Origin of the sequence: Lacinutrix jangbogonensis, assembly GCF_000797445.1 — a bacterium.
GTDB classification, from domain to species: domain Bacteria; phylum Bacteroidota; class Bacteroidia; order Flavobacteriales; family Flavobacteriaceae; genus Lacinutrix; species Lacinutrix jangbogonensis.
On the sequence record NZ_JSWF01000032.1, the window covers coordinates 101,342 to 118,061 of the forward strand.

A 16,720-nucleotide genomic window follows, 5' to 3' on the forward strand; every position below is an offset into this window, starting at 1 on the left:
GTATTTTTGTAGTCTAAAATTATAATTATGTATTCTCCAATCACAGCAGAAGAAGCAGTAAAAGTAATAAAATCTAATAATCGTATTTATATTCAAGCTGCAGCTGCTGCTCCTCAGTCTTTAATACAAGCTGTTTCAGCTAGACATGAGGAATTGAGAAATGTAGAAATTTGTCACCTACATACTGAAGGTCCTGCTCCTTATGCTAATCCAGAACTAACCGATAGTTTTCATGTTAATTCTTTTTTTATTGGTAAAAATGTTAGGCATACTTTAAAAGCTGGAAATGGGTCTTATACACCTGTGTTTTTAAGCGAATTACCTTCATTATTTAAACGTAATATAGTTGATTTAGATGTCGCTTTTATACAAGTTTCTGTTCCAGACCGACATGGTTATTGCTCTTTAGGTGTGTCTGTAGAAGCAACGTTAGCAGCTATTGATAATGCAACAACTGTTATTGCACAGGTTAATAAATTTATGCCAAGAACGCATGGTGCTGGAATTATTCATGTTTCTGAAATTGATACGTTTGTAGAACATCACGCGCCGCTTCCTGGTCATGAAGTTGTTGCTCCAAATACTGTTGAAGCTAAGATAGGTGAATATGTTGCTAATTTAATTGAAGATAGAAGCACGCTTCAAATGGGAATAGGAAGTATTCCAAATGCTGTACTTACAAGATTGACCAATCATAAAGATTTGGGGTTGCATACCGAAATGTTTTCGGATGGTGTTATAGATTTAATTCTTAATGATGTTATTAACGGAAATTATAAAGCTATAAATCGTGGTCGTGCATTATCAACATTTTTAATGGGTTCACAGCGTTTGTATGATTATGTAGATGATAATCCTTTTGTAGAAATGCGAGCATCAAATTACACAAACGATGTATCTATAATTAGACAAAATCCCAAAATGGTTGCAATAAATTCTGCAATAGAGGTCGATGTTACAGGACAAGTTTGTGCAGATTCTATTGGTCCCAATATATATTCGGGAGTAGGCGGTCAAATGGATTTTATAAGAGGTGCTTCATTAAGCGAAGGAGGGAAAGCTATTATTGCTTTACCATCAATTACTAAAAAGGGAATTAGTAGAATTGTACCAGCATTAAAACCTGGAGCAGGAGTAGTAACAACACGTTCTCATTTGCATTATGTAGTAACGGAATATGGTGTGGCAAACCTTTACGGAAAAACAATAAAACAGCGTGTAAAAGAATTAGTTAATATTGCACATCCAGATCATAGAGAAGCAATAGATAGGTCTTATTTTGAAATGATTGGAAGTTAAAAATTAAACCACCCTTTTTTCTTTGGTTTCGATTGGTTTGGAGATTCATTTGTTAGCATTTGGTAAATTTCTCCCCAACCAAGGATGCCGCCAATATTTCTATCGTCTATAAATAAATCTGCATGAATTTTTCGGCTTACTTCTTCGATTGAATCTTCTTCAGCAAAACTTCTATTCACAGCATAAAACTCAACACCGTTGGCTTTACAATAGTCTACAGCTTCGTCTAATTTTTTGCCGTGTCTGTAAGTCCATAAAATTAAACGATGACCATCTGCTTGCAAACGTTTTAAGGTTTCAAAAGCAAATAAGCGTTCGTTTCCAATGCCAGGATAGCCATCTTCTACAATAGTACCATCAAAATCTACAGCAATAATAAGTCCTTTAGAAATATTCATTTAAATAAAAATAGGGTGTAAAAGTACAATTTTTATATGCAAAAGAGTAAACAGATTAATGCTATTCTTAAGCCCATAAAGGATGAAGTGCTTAAGTCTGCTAATTAGTCAATAAGTATTACAGCAATCACTTTGTTTTCATTTTCGTGAAAATTCACATCCAAATGATACGGAGCCATATATCCAAAGTCAATAAGATAATGAAAGTTAATGTTACTGCTGTCTTTAGGTTTACCAATAATATCTAATACTTCAGCTTTGCTTTTGCCAATTAAAATTTTGCTATCTACTAAATTTGGAGCCATAAGACCTTTTTCTCTATTGCTGGCATTTTTCCATTTTGTAGTTTCAAACTTTTTAGGGTTGTAGTTTTCGCAATTAGTGAAACTAAAGAATAAGAAAACTATAATTATTTTTTTTTCATTTTTAAATTAAACTTTCTTGTGTCATAACCATTGGTTTTTCAATACCAATAAGTTTTAAAATAGTCGGCGCTAAATCACTTAGAACACCATCTTTAATCTCTTTTAATTGGTTATCTATTAAAATAATTGGTACTGGGTTAATAGTGTGTGCTGTGTTTGGTGAACCATCTGGATTCATCATGGTTTCACAGTTTCCATGATCTGCAATAAGTAAAGTTGTATAACCATTCTCTAAGGCAGTTGTAACCACTTTTTCTACGCAAGTATCTACAGCTTCGCATGCTTTTATAGCTGCTAACATTGAGCCTGTGTGGCCTACCATGTCTCCATTTGCAAAGTTTAGGCATACAAAATCTACTTCACTTTTTTGTAATTCTGGAACTAGAGCATCAGTTAATTCAAAAGCACTCATTTCTGGTTTTAAATCGTAAGTCGCAACTTTTGGAGAGTTTTTAAGAATTCTAGATTCTCTTTTAAAAGGTGCTTCTCTTCCTCCAGAAAAGAAAAAAGTAACATGAGGATATTTTTCTGTTTCGGCAATTCTAATTTGCGTTTTGTTGTTTCTCTCTAAAACTTCACCTAAAGTTTCAGTGATATTATCTTTATCAAAAATAATATGAATGCCTTCAAAAGCATCACCATAATTTGTCATTGTAACGTAATACAAATTCAATTTATGCATGTTTTGTTCGTGATGATCGTTTTGGTGTAAAGCGTCAGTTAACTCGCGACCTCTATCTGTTCTAAAATTAAAAAATAGAACTACATCGTCTTCTTTTATAGTGGCAAGCGGAAGTCCTTCAGTATTTGTTTTTATAATGGGTTTTATAAATTCATCTGTAATATCTGTATCGTAGTTTTTTTGAATACTTTCAGATAAGTTATTCGATAATTCACCCGTACCATTAACCAATGCATCGTAAGCAATTTTAACACGTTCCCAACGATTATCGCGATCCATTGCATAATAACGACCTGTAATACTTGCAATTTGAGTACTCTTATGCTTTGTATAGTTTTCTAAATCTTCAATAAAACTTTTTCCAGATTTTGGATCCACATCACGCCCATCTGTAAATGCATGAATGTATGTGTTTTTAACACCAGCATTTTCTGATGCATCTACTAATGCTTTGATATGATTAATGTGAGAATGTACACCGCCATTACTCACTAAGCCTAATAAATGAATGTTTTTACCTTTCGTTTTAGCATAATTAAGGGCGTCAACTAATACTTTTTCTTGTTCTAAAGTATTGTTTTCGATGGCTAAATTAATCTTCGCTAAGTCTTGATAAACAATTCGTCCAGCACCTAAATTCATGTGTCCAACTTCGCTGTTTCCCATTTGTCCTTCTGGCAAACCAACATGTAAACCATCTGTTCTTAATTGCGCATGCCCATATTTTGTATATAAACTATCTATAAAAGGTGTGTTGGCATTATCTATGGCAGAGACTTTTGGATCTGGGCTTTTTCCCCAACCATCAAGTATCATAAGGATGACTTTTTTGTTCATTTTATTTGTGCTTTATGTAACAAATATAAAAACTAAAGTTTCTAAATGATAACATAATACGATATAAAACAACGAAATCGTTTTAGTGTTTTTGTTAATATAATTGATTTATAATCAAAGAATTAAACACAGTTAAAAGATTATTGAAAACAATTAGGTGTTAAATATGTTTAATTTTTTTTATAGAATATTATAAAATATTGTTTTTCAGTGAGTTAATAGTATTTGGGTGTTTGTTTATTAAAAAGTTAAAGAAATGTTATTATTAAATTATTATGTAACAATAATTTTTATTGGACGTCTTTATAGTATAACAACAATAATAATAATCAATTAAAACAATCATCATGAAAAAAACAATCATTATTTCAGCAATTGCATTAAGTTTCTCTTTAGCAAGTTTAAATGCAACAACAGTCACATCTAATTACAACAGTTGTGAAATCGAATCAGTTTATTCTGTAAACTCTTTTTGTCTTGCAATTGTAAAAGGCCAAACAGAAGTAGTGTCAGAATTAATTAAGCTTGGCGAGAATATTAATGAAATGTCAAATGGGTTAACACCACTAATGTATGCTGCGAAGTTTAATCGCGTAGAAATTTTAGAAATTCTAATTGCTAATGGCGCAAATTTAAGTGCTAAATCTTATGACGGTAAAACTGCAAAGTATTATGCGAAAATCTCTAAAGCAGATGATACTTATGCTATTATTGAAGAAGCCTTGAGTAAAAAGTAGAAGTTAAAATAAAAAAGGTCAATTTGCTAATGCTTTTTTTATTAACGTCTGATTCTTTTTATCGCTTTTTTAATATTTTCTATTCTATTTTCTGGATCTGAATGAGAACTTGCAAATCCTGGATAAAATTTAGTTCCAGCAACATCTTTTAATAGTTGCATAGCACTAATCATCTCTTCGGTATCATATTTAGAACGCATCATAAAACGCATGCCAAGTCCGCCTCTTTTTTTAGTGTTGAACTATATTAATTGGTTTAGACAGTTACAAGAGGTCAATATTAATATCTAAAATATTTTCTAATGTGTACTTAGTAATAAAATTTTCTGAGAAGTTTTCACTTCCTAAAAGTTTATCAGTTTTAAGTATTTTTGCAATATTTAATTTTTTGTAGGCTTTTAAATACTTTGACGATAGCGGTTTGTAGCTATAATGCCAGGGCTCGTATTTGAAACCTTTTCGCTTCGGCAAATCGTTATAAACTAAATAGAAACCGTACGTTTTTGCATGTAAATCCATCCATTCTTTAAGTTTGCAATACGCTCCAATGTTATGAAAATTATTTTCTAATAAAACGCTTTTTGGTTGCTTTACATTAGTTTGGTAAATATCGATATCTGTTCCCCAATGATGACGAGAAGTTCCTGGGATAGTGGAGTATTCTATGATTTTTTTAATATTTTCTGTAGGCGTAAGTCCACTGTCGTGGTTACTTTTATACTTGCGTTCCCAGATACGTTTTTGGTGAGCAAAACTTCTATAGCTGGAAACGGCTCCAATTCTAATACCGCTTTTTAAAGCTTCATCTTGCATTTTTTTGAAAGATAAGAAAGCGGCTTCTCTTAATTTGTAACCTTCTCCAAATAGAGTAGGATTACCTTTGCCAATAAGTTCTTCTTCAGAGATAGAGGTTTGATTAAAAGCAAATTGTGGTAAAGTAACTATTGCAATAATTGCTAAACCTAAGAGTTTTCTATAAAGTCTTTTAATCATAATTTTTTGTGCATTAGGTAGTGGTCTCCTACGTTTGGTATATCAAAAACATCACCAATGGTTTCAAAACCATTGTTTTTATAAAATTTGACAGCAATAATACGTGCATTAAACCATAGGCGTTCAATATTTTTTGATTTTAAAAAGTGTACTCCATGAGATAATAAATGTTTCCCAAAATGGAAACCTTGGTGTTCTTCTAAAACACCCATAGCACGCAATCTGTATTGAGTTGTGTCTTTAAAATAAGGCGATTGCTCGGTTACAAAAGTGCAAACGCCAACCAGTTTGTCTTTATTGAATAAACCAAAATGGTAAGTGCTATCTAAATCATCTTGAGGGATTGAACAAGCTTCAATTGGTTTCCCTTTGCGCAGTACAGCATGTCTTATAGGAATGGTTTCTAAGCCGCTAATTTGTTTAATTTCAATTTCTGGGGTATTAGTTGTTTTAAACTTTGAAGGCATGAAGCGTAGTTTTGGTTTTATATTTTCAAATTTACTAATAAAGAATTCCTTTAGACTCGTAAAAAGGAATCTAAAATACAGATTTTCTCATGAGATAAAAAGTTTAAAATAAAGTGGTATGAGATCTCTATAAATCTGTAATGCGAATAAGTTGGTTTCAATTAAATCTTTATTTAAATTTACTAAAAACTATTATGATGCCTTTCATCTTTAAAATTATTAATAAAAAAGAAATTAATACTGTTATTCCTTTAATTCAAAAATTAACGGATAATGCAATTTCTGATGCTATTTTAAAAGCGCGCTTTGCTAGAATGGTAGAAGAAAATTATGAGTGCGCAGGTATTTATGATTCTGAAGCTTCACAAGAAAAATTAATTGGCATTTGTGGTCTATGGTTTCAAACCAGGCATTATGCTGGAAAATCTATGGAAGTGGATCATGTTTATATAGAAGACGCTTATCAAGGAAAAGGTTTAGGAAAAGAATTTTTTAAATGGTTGTACGCTTATGGCAAATCTAAAGGCTGTAATACTTCAGAATTAAACACTTACGTTCAAAATTATCCTTCTCATAAATTTTATTATAATGAAGGATATGAAATTTATGGCTATCATTTTTATAAAACCTTATAATTTACTTGTATTACCCATAATAGTTTATATATTTGCCACCGGAAATGCGAGAGTAGCTCAGTTGGTAGAGCGTCAGCCTTCCAAGCTGAATGTCGCCAGTTCGAACCTGGTCTCTCGCTCTAAAGCTTCATCTAATCGATGAAGCTTTTTTATTTTATTAAGTTCAAAGATGTATTTGTCACAACCTCGTAAGCTTCTTTTTCGTATTCAAAAATCCTAGCTCTTAAGCTTCCTTTTAATACAATATCATTGCCTTTCACTTCTATAAAACTTCCTTCTCGTAAACCAATAACAGGTTGCGTATTAAATTTATGGAACTCTTTAATTCTTGTTTCTCGTGTTTCTCCCATGTGTTTACTTCCAGAAACAGGGTCTAAATAATGCGGATTAATATTAAAAGGCACAAAACCTAGAGTTTTAAAACTTGAAGGATAAACTATGGGCATATCGTTTGTTGTGCTCATACTTAAACCGCAAATATTACTTCCCGCACTTGTCCCTAAGTATGGCGTGCCATTATTTATAGCTTCTTTTATTGCATTCATACAATTATGCTTATACAGCATATTTACTAATACGAAAGTATTTCCGCCGCCAACATAGATGCCTTTTGCTTGTTGTATCGCTTCGGTTGGATTTTCAAATTCGTGAATACCTTGTACCGTTTTACCTATAGCTTTAAAAGATTTTTGAATTTTTTGGGTGTAGTCGTCATGAGAAATTCCACCAGGTCTCGCGTATGGAATAAATAGAATAGCGTTTGTGTCTTTAAAGTGAGTTTTTAATTTCTCGTAAAGGTAATCTAAAGGTGCGCCTCCAAAAACAGTAGATGTGCTAGCAATAATAATACTTCTCATTATAATTTATTTATTGTAAATTTATATAATACCAATTTAGCAATAAATGTATAGAGTATGCTTTTAACAAAAGTTTAAAACTCTTTTAAATATTAATTAAGAAATGAAAACCGTTATTTACAATTATAAATCTAACCAAATGAAGCAAATTCTATTCACATTAATTTTTTCATTAGCAACATTTTCTGTTTTCGCGCAAGATAATTCTCGTATAGAGGTTCAAGGAAAAATAATTGTTGATGTAGATGATTTAGAGAATATTACCATTTATAATACGTCTTCTAATAAAGGTACAGTTACAGATTCCATTGGGGATTTTAAACTTAAAGTGGCATTAAACGATGAAATTCGTATTTCTTCAATTCAGCTTATTCCCTTCACAACAAAAATCACAGAAGCAGTTGTAGATACGAAAGTTCTAAAAGTATATTTGAAAGAATACATAAACACGCTTGATGAAGTCGTTTTATTACCTTATGATTTAACAGGGGATCTTGAAACGGACGCATTAGATGCTAAACTATCTGAACCAGTAGTTTTTGAGTACGGTAGCTTCGAAGATTTTGAAATGCCAGACGATTACCATTCTAAAGTGGATAATATTGCTGTTGGTTCGCAAAACGATCGACAACAATTTCAGGCAGATGGTATTGCAATAATAGGATTATTAACAAATTGGATTTTTAAGAATAAAAAAAAGAATAAAAAGTTAAAAAAAGATAAAAGTTTAGAAACACCTATTTCAAGAATTTCTGATGCTTTTGAACCTTCATACTTTGTAGATAATTATAATATTCCAGAAGATAAAGTGCAACCTTTTATTGGCTATCTTGAAGACTCGAAATTTAATTTCACACTCTTAGAACCTAATAACGAATTAAAGTTAATTGAATATTTATATGCGAAAAGTAGAGCATTCTTAGTCCTAAATAATGAAAACAAAGACTAAAATATTCTTTATTTTCTTTCTAGTTTCGAGTCTTAGTTTTTCTCAAAACGCGCTTCTAGAAGGCTCGGTTAAAGGTCAAGAAAGTATAGAAAACATTCACGTAATAAATAGGTCGCAAAAGTTGTATGCAACCACCAACGACAAAGGTTTTTTTAAAATTGAAGCAAAAAAAAAGGACACCATTGTTTTTACTTCTGTGCAATACAAAATATTTACATACATAATAAGTGCAGATGATATTAAAAATAAAACACTCGATATTAATCTTGAGGTTCATGTAAACGAATTACCAGAAGCAGTAATAGGTTTCACCTTAACAGGCGATTTAACCAAAGATATTTTAAATTCTGATGCTAAACGCCCAATAGACTTTTACGATTTTGGTATTCCTGGTTATACAGGAAAGCGGAAAACAAAAAATGAAAGACGATTACAAGAAGCTTCAGATTTTGCTCCAAAAGCAGGTGGTTCACTTGGTGGAGCAGGAGGGTCAATAGGATTAACACCTTTAATAAACGCACTATCTGGAAGAACTAAAGAACTAAAAAAAATAGTTGCTTTAGAAGCAAACACTAAACTAATGAATGCTTTAAAAAATAGGTTGTCTGAAGCCTTTTTTAAAGAAAACGAGCTAGAAGAAGATTTAAGAGCAGACTTTTTCTACTTCTGTGCTGAGGACAAAACGTTTGAAAAACGTTGTGCTTCTAGCGATTTAGAGGCTTTAACGTTTATGAAAGAAAAACACATCCAGTACAAAGAAAACCTGGCAATAAAAGAATAATGATTTTTTGGAATCCTTTTTGTCTGCTTTAAGTAAGTTTGTAATCTAAAGTCAATACTATAAAACGCGCATGTTAAAAATGTTATCACTTAAGAAAATGACTAATAACCAACAGCATGTAACCTTTAAAAAAAAATAGACATGAAAATTTTTAAATCAGTTTTAGTTTTAGTCGTTATTGCATCATTATCCTTTGAAAGTGTTCATAAATACTATGTAAGTATTACTAAAATTGAATATGTGAAAGGCCAACAATCTGTTCAAATAATCACACGTATTTTTATAGATGATTTCGAAGAGCTCCTTAAGGAACGTTACAACGATAAAATAGTTTTAGCGTCAAATACAGATGAAACTGAAATTGATAACTACATAAAAAAGTATTTGCTTTCAAGACTAAAAATCAATATTAACGGAAAATCATCTATTATAAAGTTTATTGGTAAAGAGTATGACGAAGATGTAATACAATGCTATTTAGAAATCGAGAACGTAGAAAGTATTAAATCTTTTAGTGTTGAAAACAGTGTGCTTTACGACATGTTTAGCGATCAAAAAAACATAGTGCGAACACATATAAATGGAAAGCACAAATCCTTTATTTTAATTCCTGAGAACGATAAAGGAATGTTAAACTTCTAACAAAAAGAATGTTTAAATCTTAAAATGTGTTAAATTCAGCCTCTATTCTGAAAAATAACAAATAAATGAACAACTTAAAGTACTTCGTGCTATCTGCACTTTTTGTAACTGTTGGTGTTTTTGCACAACAAGATCAAGAAAAAAAAGAGCCTCAACAAGGGCATGTTAACCAAAACAAATTCAAGCAACTTTACGACGAGTTTTCAACTCCAAACATGTATCGTGCGGCTTCTGGAGCACCTGGTGCTGCTTATTATCAGCAACAAGCTGATTATGTGATGGATTTAGAATTGGACGATGTTAATGCTAAGTTGTCTGGATTCGAAACTATTACTTATACAAATAATTCGCCAGACGTGCTAAAATATCTTTGGGTACAATTAGACCAAAACATGCGTGCTAAAGATTCTCAAACACCTTTAATTGAAGGTAGTGGCGTTAGTCCTGTAGCTCAGATTTCTTCTTATGCAAATAATTACATGGGAGAAGGTTTCGATGGTGGTTTTAATATCCAAGAAGTAAAAGATACTAATGGAAAGCCTTTACAGCATATGATTAATCGTACAATGATGCGTGTCGATATGCCAAAACCTTTAGCTTCTGGAGCACAATTTTCATTTTCTATTAAATGGTGGTACAATATTAACGACCATGTTAATGGTAGAGGGCGTTCTGGTTACGAGTACTTTAAAGAAGACGATAATAGAGCTTACGTAATGGCACAATTTTATCCTAGAATGGCTGTATATAATGATGTAGAAGGATGGCAAAACTCTCAGTTTTGGGGACGCGATGAATTTGCATTACCATTTGGAAACTTTGAGGTTAATATTACAGTTCCTGCAGATCATATCTTAGATGGTACAGGGAAATTAACCAATAGAAAAGAAGTGTTTTCTAAAGACATGATGAAGCGCTACGAAAAAGCTAAAAAATCATATACCGAACCTGTCGTTATTGTGACACAGGATGAGGCTATTGAAAAAATTAAAACAAAGTCTTCTAAAAAGAATACTTGGAAACTATATGCAGAGAATGTTCGTGATTTTGGTTTTGCAACATCAAGACGTTACATATGGGATATGATGGCTGTAAAAATTGGAAGCAAAGATGTTATGGCTGTTTCTATGTATGGAAAAGAAGGAAACCCTTTATGGGAACAATGGTCTACTAAAGCTGTGGCAAGTACATTGAAATCTTACTCGCGTATGACGTTCGATTATCCTTATCATAAAGCCATTTCTATACACGCAAAACAACAAGGTATGGAATACCCAATGATTTGCTGGAACTATGGTCGTCCAGATAAAGAAGGTAACTATAGTGATCGAACTAAATTTGGAATGATGTCTGTAATTATCCACGAGGTTGGACATAACTTTTTTCCAATGATTGTGAATAGTGATGAGCGTCAATGGACTTGGATGGACGAAGGTTTAAATACTTTTGTACAATACGTTGCAGAACAAGATTTCGGAAAATGGTATCCAGCAGCCTTATCAGAAGGACAATCTGCTTATCCATCACGTCGTGGTCCAGCTAAAAATATTACGCGTTACATGGGAGGAGATCAAGATTTTATTGCTCCAATTATGACTAAAGGATTAAATACTTACCAGTTTGGTAACAACGCTTATGGTAAGCCAGGAACGGCATTAAATATTCTGCGTGAAACTGTAATGGGACCAGAATTATTCGATTATGCGTTTAGAGAATATGCTCAGCGTTGGATGTTTAAACACCCAACACCAGAAGACTTTTTTCGTACTATGGAAGACGCTTCAGCTTTCGATTTAGATTGGTACTGGAGAGGATGGTTTTATACAACAGATTATGTTGATATAGGAGTTAAAGAAGTTAAAAAATTCTACGTAACTACTACAGCAAATAAAGTTGGAAAAAACATGGCTAAACGTTATGGAATAGATGAAAAAGATTTAGTGTATTTTGTTGAAGATGGAAGTGATGAGCATACTCCGGGAATGCAAAGTGAAAGTGTTTTTGAAAAATCTACATCTTTAAAAGAGTATTTAATGGATAATTTTACTGCAGAAGAGCGTGCAAAAATGGAAGAGCCTAAGTTTTTCTATAATGTGACTTTTAATAAGCCAGGAGGATTAGTTATGCCAATAATAGTTGAGTACACTTACGCTGATGGTACAAGTAAAACTGAAACATATCCAGCGCAAATTTGGAGACTTAATGACAATGAAGTAAGTAAAGCAATTTCTTCTGATAAAGAGATTGTGGCTATTACAGTCGATCCAAAATTAGAAACGGCAGATGTTGATACTTCTAATAATGCTTGGCCAAGAGAGATTAAGCAAGGAGATTTCGATAAGTTTAAAAATAAAGTTAAAAACTAAATTTTAGTTTTTAGAGACTAGAGAGAGCCTGTTCGTAAAGAGCAGGCTTTTTTATTGCCTATTCCAAAAGGTATAGAAATTAAAACATTTTTTTCTTATCACCGATTTTATTACTTTAGCGTTCACTAAAAACTAATCAAAAAAAAACGATATGGAATCAATGATGATTTATATGCCAATTGCTATGGCAATTTTAGGCTTAATTTACATGGTAATTAAAAAAGGCTGGGTAATGAAACAAGATGCGGGTGATGGTAAGATGAAAGAAATTTCAGACCACATCTACGAAGGTGCTTTAGCTTTCTTAAAGGCGGAATACCGATTATTAGCGTTTTTCGTGGTTGGAGCAAGTATTGTTTTAGCTGGTATTGCTTTTTTTATGGATAGTACTTATTTAATTGTAGTTGCATTTATTATTGGCGCTATTTTTTCTGCTTTTGCAGGGAATATGGGAATGAAAATAGCAACAAAAACTAATGTTAGAACAACACAAGCAGCAAAAACGAGTTTGCCAAACGCATTAAAAGTGTCTTTTGGTGGTGGTACTGTTATGGGACTTGGAGTAGCTGGTTTAGCTGTGCTAGGTTTAACCCTTTTCTTTATTATATTTTTCCAATTGTTTATGGGAGGTGAATGGACTAATACGGGAGATATGACTGTCGTTTTAGAAGCACTAGCTGGTTTCTCTTTGGGAGCTGAATCTATTGCATTATTTGCAAGAGTAGGTGGTGGTATTTATACGAAGGCTGCCGATGTTGGAGCTGATTTAGCAGGTAAAGTACAAGCCGATATTCCTGAAGATGATCCAAGAAACCCAGCAACAATTGCTGATAATGTTGGAGATAATGTTGGTGATGTTGCAGGTATGGGAGCCGATTTATTTGGATCTTATGTAGCAACAGTTTTAGCTGCAATGGTATTAGGTAACTATGTGATTAAAGATATGGGAGGATCAATTCAAGATGCTTTTGGCGGTATTGGACCAATTTTATTACCAATGTCTATTGCAGGTGTAGGAATTATCATTTCTCTTATCGGAACGCTATTAGTTAAAATCTCATCTAACGATGCAAAAGAAAAAGACGTACAAAGAGCATTAAATATAGGAAACTGGGCATCAATCTTAATGGTTGCTGCAGCCTGTTTCGGGTTAGTAACTTGGATGTTACCAGAAACAATGCAAATGGATTTCTTTGGTGAAGGTCTTCAAGATATTTCTTCAATGCGTGTATTCTATGCGTGTTTAGTTGGTTTAGTTGTTGGTGCGGGAATCTCTGCATTTACTGAATACTATACAGGATTAGGTTCTAAGCCAATTTTAAAAATAGTACAACAATCAAGTACTGGAGCAGGAACAAACATTATTGCTGGTTTAGCTACTGGTATGATTTCTACGTTCTCTTCTGTATTATTATTTGCTGCTGCAATATGGTCATCATATGCTTTAGCAGGATTTTATGGCGTTGCTTTAGCTGCTTCTGCAATGATGGCAACAACAGCTATGCAATTAGCGATTGATGCTTTTGGTCCAATTGCAGATAATGCTGGTGGTATTGCCGAAATGAGTAAACAAGATCCTATCGTTAGAGAAAGAACAGACATTTTAGATGCTGTTGGTAATACAACCGCTGCAACTGGTAAAGGTTTTGCTATTGCATCTGCGGCATTAACGTCTTTAGCTTTATTTGCTGCTTATGTAACATTTACTGGTATTGATGGGATTAATATCTTTAAAGCTCCGGTTTTAGCAATGTTATTTGTTGGTGGTATGGTTCCCGTAGTTTTTTCTGCATTAGCAATGAATGCTGTTGGTAAAGCTGCAATGGAAATGGTAAATGAAGTGGTAAGACAGTTTAAAGAAATTCCAGGAATTATGGAAGGCACTGGTAAGCCAGAATATGATAAATGTGTTGAAATTTCTACAAACGCATCATTAAAAGAAATGATGTTACCAGGAATCTTAACTATCGGTTTTCCAATAGCTGTAGTATTAGTAGGTAAACTATTTTACATGGACAACAACATGTTAGTTGCTGAAATGTTAGGTGGCTATATGGCTGGTGTTACTGTAAGTGGTGTGCTTTGGGCAATCTTCCAAAACAACGCTGGTGGTGCATGGGATAATGCTAAAAAATCTTTTGAAGCTGGTGTTGAAATTAATGGAGTAATGACTTATAAAGGTTCTGATGCACATAAAGCTGCAGTAACAGGTGATACAGTTGGAGATCCATTTAAAGATACTTCTGGACCATCAATGAACATATTAATTAAATTGACTTGTTTAATTGGTTTAGTAATTGCGCCTATTTTAGGAGGACATGCTGAAGAAGGAATGGCTATGAATATTTCTAATGTTGAAGTGACTAGAGAGGTTTCAATTGAAACTGACGAGAATGGGAATAATATCGATGATGCAGCAAAAGCTAAAGTAACAACTAAGGTTGTTAAAGATGGTAAAACTGAAATAACTGAAAAAACTTTTGAAGGAACTTTAGATGAAGTAGCTAAAGAAGCTAGTGAATATGCTAAAGTTGAAAAAGAAAAGGAAAGAAAATAATCAAGTATTTAACTTTTAGATAAAAAAACCACGCTTTTAGCGTGGTTTTTTTGTTATTTTAAAATCGACCAAATGTCTATGGCATTACTAAAAATAGATCCATTACAAATTATAGCTTTCCAAAGTTATGGAACAGACATGCATTTCAATTTAATGCCTCGTGAGCTTGTTCTAAGTTTCTTTACTAGGTGATAGTGGAGAACAAAATCCAGGGATTTACATTGAAATAGCAGCGCAATTTCCAGGTCGTATTAAAGCTGTTTACTTACGTAGCGTAAAACGAAAAAAGAAAATATCTCGAGTAAAAGGGTTACTTGAACAGTATAAAACAACACCTGCATTATTGGTAGAAAGTAGTGAGCAAGCCATTGCTCATGCTCGTGAGAATGGTTTTATTGCTTAAGAATAAATTTTATCGCAATATGTTCCTTCCTTTAGTTAAAGGAAGGCGTGTTTTATTTTAATAAAACTCAGATGGTTTGAGATAAAGCGAAGCGCTTTTAATTTATAAGAGTAATGCGTTAAGGATTGAACGGTATGTTTGAGCTCTCCAGACGTTTCAGTCTGGAAACGAGTAGTGAAAGCCTGACTTTTTTAAGATCCTGCAAGGCATATACCAAATTTGTTTTGGTGTCTAGTCTTGTAGGTATGAGTAAAAAGAAACGCCCAAATTAATCTAAAATAAACCGTTTATTTCAGCATCAATTTTATTAAGTATAAGGCCTAAGTCTTCTGGGTTAGCTACAAAATCAAGATCATCGACATCAATAATTAGTAATTTACCTTTGTCGTAACCCGATATCCAAGCTTCGTAACGTTCGTTTAGTCTGCTTAAGTAATCGATACTAATAGAGTTTTCGTAATCGCGACCGCGTTTATGGATTTGTCCTACTAAATTTGGGATAGAACTACGCAAGTAAATTAATAAATCTGGACCTTGCACAAAACTTTCCATAAGTTCGAAAAGTGATGAGTAATTTTCGAAATCACGATTAGTCATCAATCCCATAGCGTGCAAGTTTGGTGCAAAAATATGCGCATCTTCATAAATAGTACGATCTTGAATGATGTCTTTTCCGCTTTCGCGAATTTTACCTACTTGGCGAAAACGACTGTTTAAAAAGTATACTTGTAAATTAAAACTCCAGCGTTCCATCTGGTTGTAGAAATCGTCTAAATATGGATTGTCTACTACGTCTTCTAATTGGGCTTCCCATTTGTAATGTTTAGCAAGTAATTTAGTGAGCGTAGTTTTTCCAGCTCCAATGTTTCCGGCAATGGCAACGTGCATATTATTTCAATTTTAGTTGGTATTGATGAAGCAATCCATCGGTGTAAATATACACGAATTGATTGGTTACCAAAAACTGACTTATTAACAAATTTGTAATGTTGATAGGTTTAATTGTTTCGGTGTCTTTTGCGAGGTAAAAAAGCGTGTTGTCTTTTTTTAATACAATATTTTCGTTATTTTCTTTAATATTAGTGTAACCGACATTGTCTGTTTTAGATATTAGACTTCCAAAATAATTGTATTTATAAATAAATTTTTTGGTTAATAGCCAGCAAGAATTATAGTTGCTGGTCATATCTAAAACATTACTTTCTATAGGTAGAGTTTTGGCGCGAATAGTATTGGTTTTGTATTTGTACAACTCTAATTGCATTAAATCTTGATTAAACACCCAAATAGTGCTATCACTTCCTGTAGAAACATGAGAGACATTTTTGTAAGGCTTGGTCTGGTTGAAGTCTATTTTGTATATTTCTGCTAAACGATTGTCTAAAATAGTAACCGTGTTAAAGGCTTTGTAAAAGACGTTTATTTTTAGAGGATTAAAACTATTTGCAGATGTTATTGTACCCAATTGTAAATTACTATACTTAAGCAATTTATTATCTTGTTTTTTTATTAATGAATTATTTAAAGTGTAAAAAATGGCTTCAAAATTATCGATACCAAAAATAGAATCGACTTTCATATCGATTTTATTTTTAAGTTCTGCTTTTATATTCTCTTGAGCAAAGACAGAAAAGGTAAGTAATAAAAGGATGTAGTGCAGATGTTTCATTAAGGAGTGGAAAGTACAAAAAT

17 protein-coding genes, 1 tRNA gene and 1 pseudogene are annotated in these 16,720 nt (G+C 32.7%); 10 read left to right on the top strand and 9 right to left on the bottom strand.

The window, feature by feature from the left end; genetic code table 11:
• Positions 1–27 precede the first annotated feature (27 nt).
• On the top strand, positions 28–1,299 hold the full coding sequence (locus RH82_RS12985; protein WP_034061359.1) for an acetyl-CoA hydrolase/transferase family protein: 1,272 nt from the start codon (positions 28–30) through the stop codon (positions 1,297–1,299).
• On the opposite strand, the gene RH82_RS12990 is transcribed toward RH82_RS12985, so the two are convergent.
• From RH82_RS12990 to gpmI, 3 genes are all read right to left on the bottom strand, one after another.
• Positions 1,296–1,697: a BT0820 family HAD-type phosphatase gene (locus tag RH82_RS12990; protein WP_034061361.1), complete on the bottom strand. Its 402-nt coding sequence runs from the start codon at positions 1,695–1,697 to the stop codon at positions 1,296–1,298. The two genes, RH82_RS12985 and RH82_RS12990, sit on opposite strands and share 4 nt — an antisense overlap.
• Before the next feature lie 104 nt (positions 1,698–1,801).
• A complete protein-coding gene (locus tag RH82_RS12995; protein WP_034061362.1) occupies positions 1,802–2,002 on the bottom strand; it encodes a hypothetical protein in 201 nt (66 codons plus the stop codon).
• A 121-nt stretch (positions 2,003–2,123) separates the two neighbouring features.
• Positions 2,124–3,641 (bottom strand): 2,3-bisphosphoglycerate-independent phosphoglycerate mutase, encoded by a 1,518-nt coding sequence (gene gpmI / locus RH82_RS13000; protein WP_034061364.1) that lies wholly within the window; start codon positions 3,639–3,641, stop codon positions 2,124–2,126.
• A 347-nt stretch (positions 3,642–3,988) separates the two neighbouring features.
• On the opposite strand from gpmI, the gene RH82_RS13005 reads away from it, so the two are divergent.
• A complete protein-coding gene (locus RH82_RS13005; RefSeq protein WP_034061365.1) occupies positions 3,989–4,378 on the top strand; it encodes an ankyrin repeat domain-containing protein in 390 nt (129 codons plus the stop codon).
• 41 nt (positions 4,379–4,419) lie between these two features.
• Here RH82_RS13005 and RH82_RS18440 read toward each other — a convergent pair whose 3' ends face one another.
• From RH82_RS18440 to RH82_RS13015, 3 genes are all read right to left on the bottom strand, one after another.
• A complete protein-coding gene (locus RH82_RS18440) occupies positions 4,420–4,581 on the bottom strand; it encodes a M48 family metalloprotease (RefSeq protein WP_156112477.1) in 162 nt (53 codons plus the stop codon).
• A gap of 61 nt (positions 4,582–4,642) precedes the next feature.
• Positions 4,643–5,371 carry a M15 family metallopeptidase gene (locus tag RH82_RS13010; RefSeq protein WP_034061366.1) on the bottom strand — a complete coding sequence of 243 codons (729 nt, stop codon included), beginning with the start codon at positions 5,369–5,371 and terminating at the stop codon, positions 4,643–4,645.
• On the bottom strand, positions 5,368–5,838 hold the full coding sequence (locus tag RH82_RS13015) for a GNAT family N-acetyltransferase (protein ID WP_052158337.1): 471 nt from the start codon (positions 5,836–5,838) through the stop codon (positions 5,368–5,370). The genes RH82_RS13010 and RH82_RS13015 overlap by 4 nt, the downstream gene beginning before the upstream one ends.
• 194 nt (positions 5,839–6,032) lie before the next feature.
• Between RH82_RS13015 and RH82_RS13020 the strand changes: the two genes are divergently transcribed.
• Both RH82_RS13020 and RH82_RS13025 read left to right on the top strand, forming a co-directional pair.
• A complete protein-coding gene (locus RH82_RS13020) occupies positions 6,033–6,473 on the top strand; it encodes a GNAT family N-acetyltransferase (RefSeq protein WP_316930936.1) in 441 nt (146 codons plus the stop codon).
• 46 nt (positions 6,474–6,519) lie between these two features.
• Positions 6,520–6,592: transfer RNA gene (locus RH82_RS13025), tRNA-Gly, on the top strand.
• Positions 6,593–6,622: 30 nt separating this feature from the next.
• Here RH82_RS13025 and pepE read toward each other — a convergent pair.
• Complete coding sequence (pepE, locus tag RH82_RS13030) at positions 6,623–7,330, bottom strand: dipeptidase PepE (protein ID WP_034061367.1); 708 nt, start codon at positions 7,328–7,330, stop codon at positions 6,623–6,625.
• A gap of 139 nt (positions 7,331–7,469) precedes the next feature.
• On the opposite strand from pepE, the gene RH82_RS13035 reads away from it, so the two are divergent.
• The 6 genes and pseudogenes from RH82_RS13035 to RH82_RS18220 all read left to right on the top strand — a co-directional run.
• Complete coding sequence (locus tag RH82_RS13035) at positions 7,470–8,279, top strand: peptidase associated/transthyretin-like domain-containing protein (RefSeq protein WP_156112478.1); 810 nt, start codon at positions 7,470–7,472, stop codon at positions 8,277–8,279.
• Positions 8,263–9,060, top strand: coding sequence for a hypothetical protein (locus RH82_RS13040; RefSeq protein WP_034061369.1), 798 nt, complete (start codon positions 8,263–8,265; stop codon positions 9,058–9,060). The genes RH82_RS13035 and RH82_RS13040 overlap by 17 nt, the downstream gene beginning before the upstream one ends.
• Positions 9,061–9,201: 141 nt before the next feature.
• Positions 9,202–9,702, top strand: coding sequence for a DUF6702 family protein (locus RH82_RS13045; protein WP_034061370.1), 501 nt, complete (start codon positions 9,202–9,204; stop codon positions 9,700–9,702).
• A gap of 65 nt (positions 9,703–9,767) precedes the next feature.
• Positions 9,768–12,068 carry a M1 family metallopeptidase gene (locus RH82_RS13050; RefSeq protein WP_034061371.1) on the top strand — a complete coding sequence of 767 codons (2,301 nt, stop codon included), beginning with the start codon at positions 9,768–9,770 and terminating at the stop codon, positions 12,066–12,068.
• A gap of 151 nt (positions 12,069–12,219) precedes the next feature.
• A complete protein-coding gene (locus RH82_RS13055) occupies positions 12,220–14,625 on the top strand; it encodes a sodium-translocating pyrophosphatase (RefSeq protein WP_034061372.1) in 2,406 nt (801 codons plus the stop codon).
• A gap of 193 nt (positions 14,626–14,818) precedes the next feature.
• Positions 14,819–15,028, top strand: a pseudogene (locus RH82_RS18220) (App1 family protein); the annotation flags it as partial.
• A gap of 273 nt (positions 15,029–15,301) precedes the next feature.
• On the opposite strand, the gene RH82_RS13060 reads toward RH82_RS18220, so the two are convergent.
• Both RH82_RS13060 and RH82_RS13065 read right to left on the bottom strand, forming a co-directional pair.
• Complete coding sequence (locus RH82_RS13060; RefSeq protein ID WP_034061373.1) at positions 15,302–15,916, bottom strand: deoxynucleoside kinase; 615 nt, start codon at positions 15,914–15,916, stop codon at positions 15,302–15,304.
• 1 nt (position 15,917) lies between these two features.
• Entirely contained in the window at positions 15,918–16,697 is a 780-nt protein-coding gene (locus tag RH82_RS13065) for a hypothetical protein (protein WP_034061374.1), read from the bottom strand.
• Between the last annotated feature and the right edge of the window lie 23 nt (positions 16,698–16,720).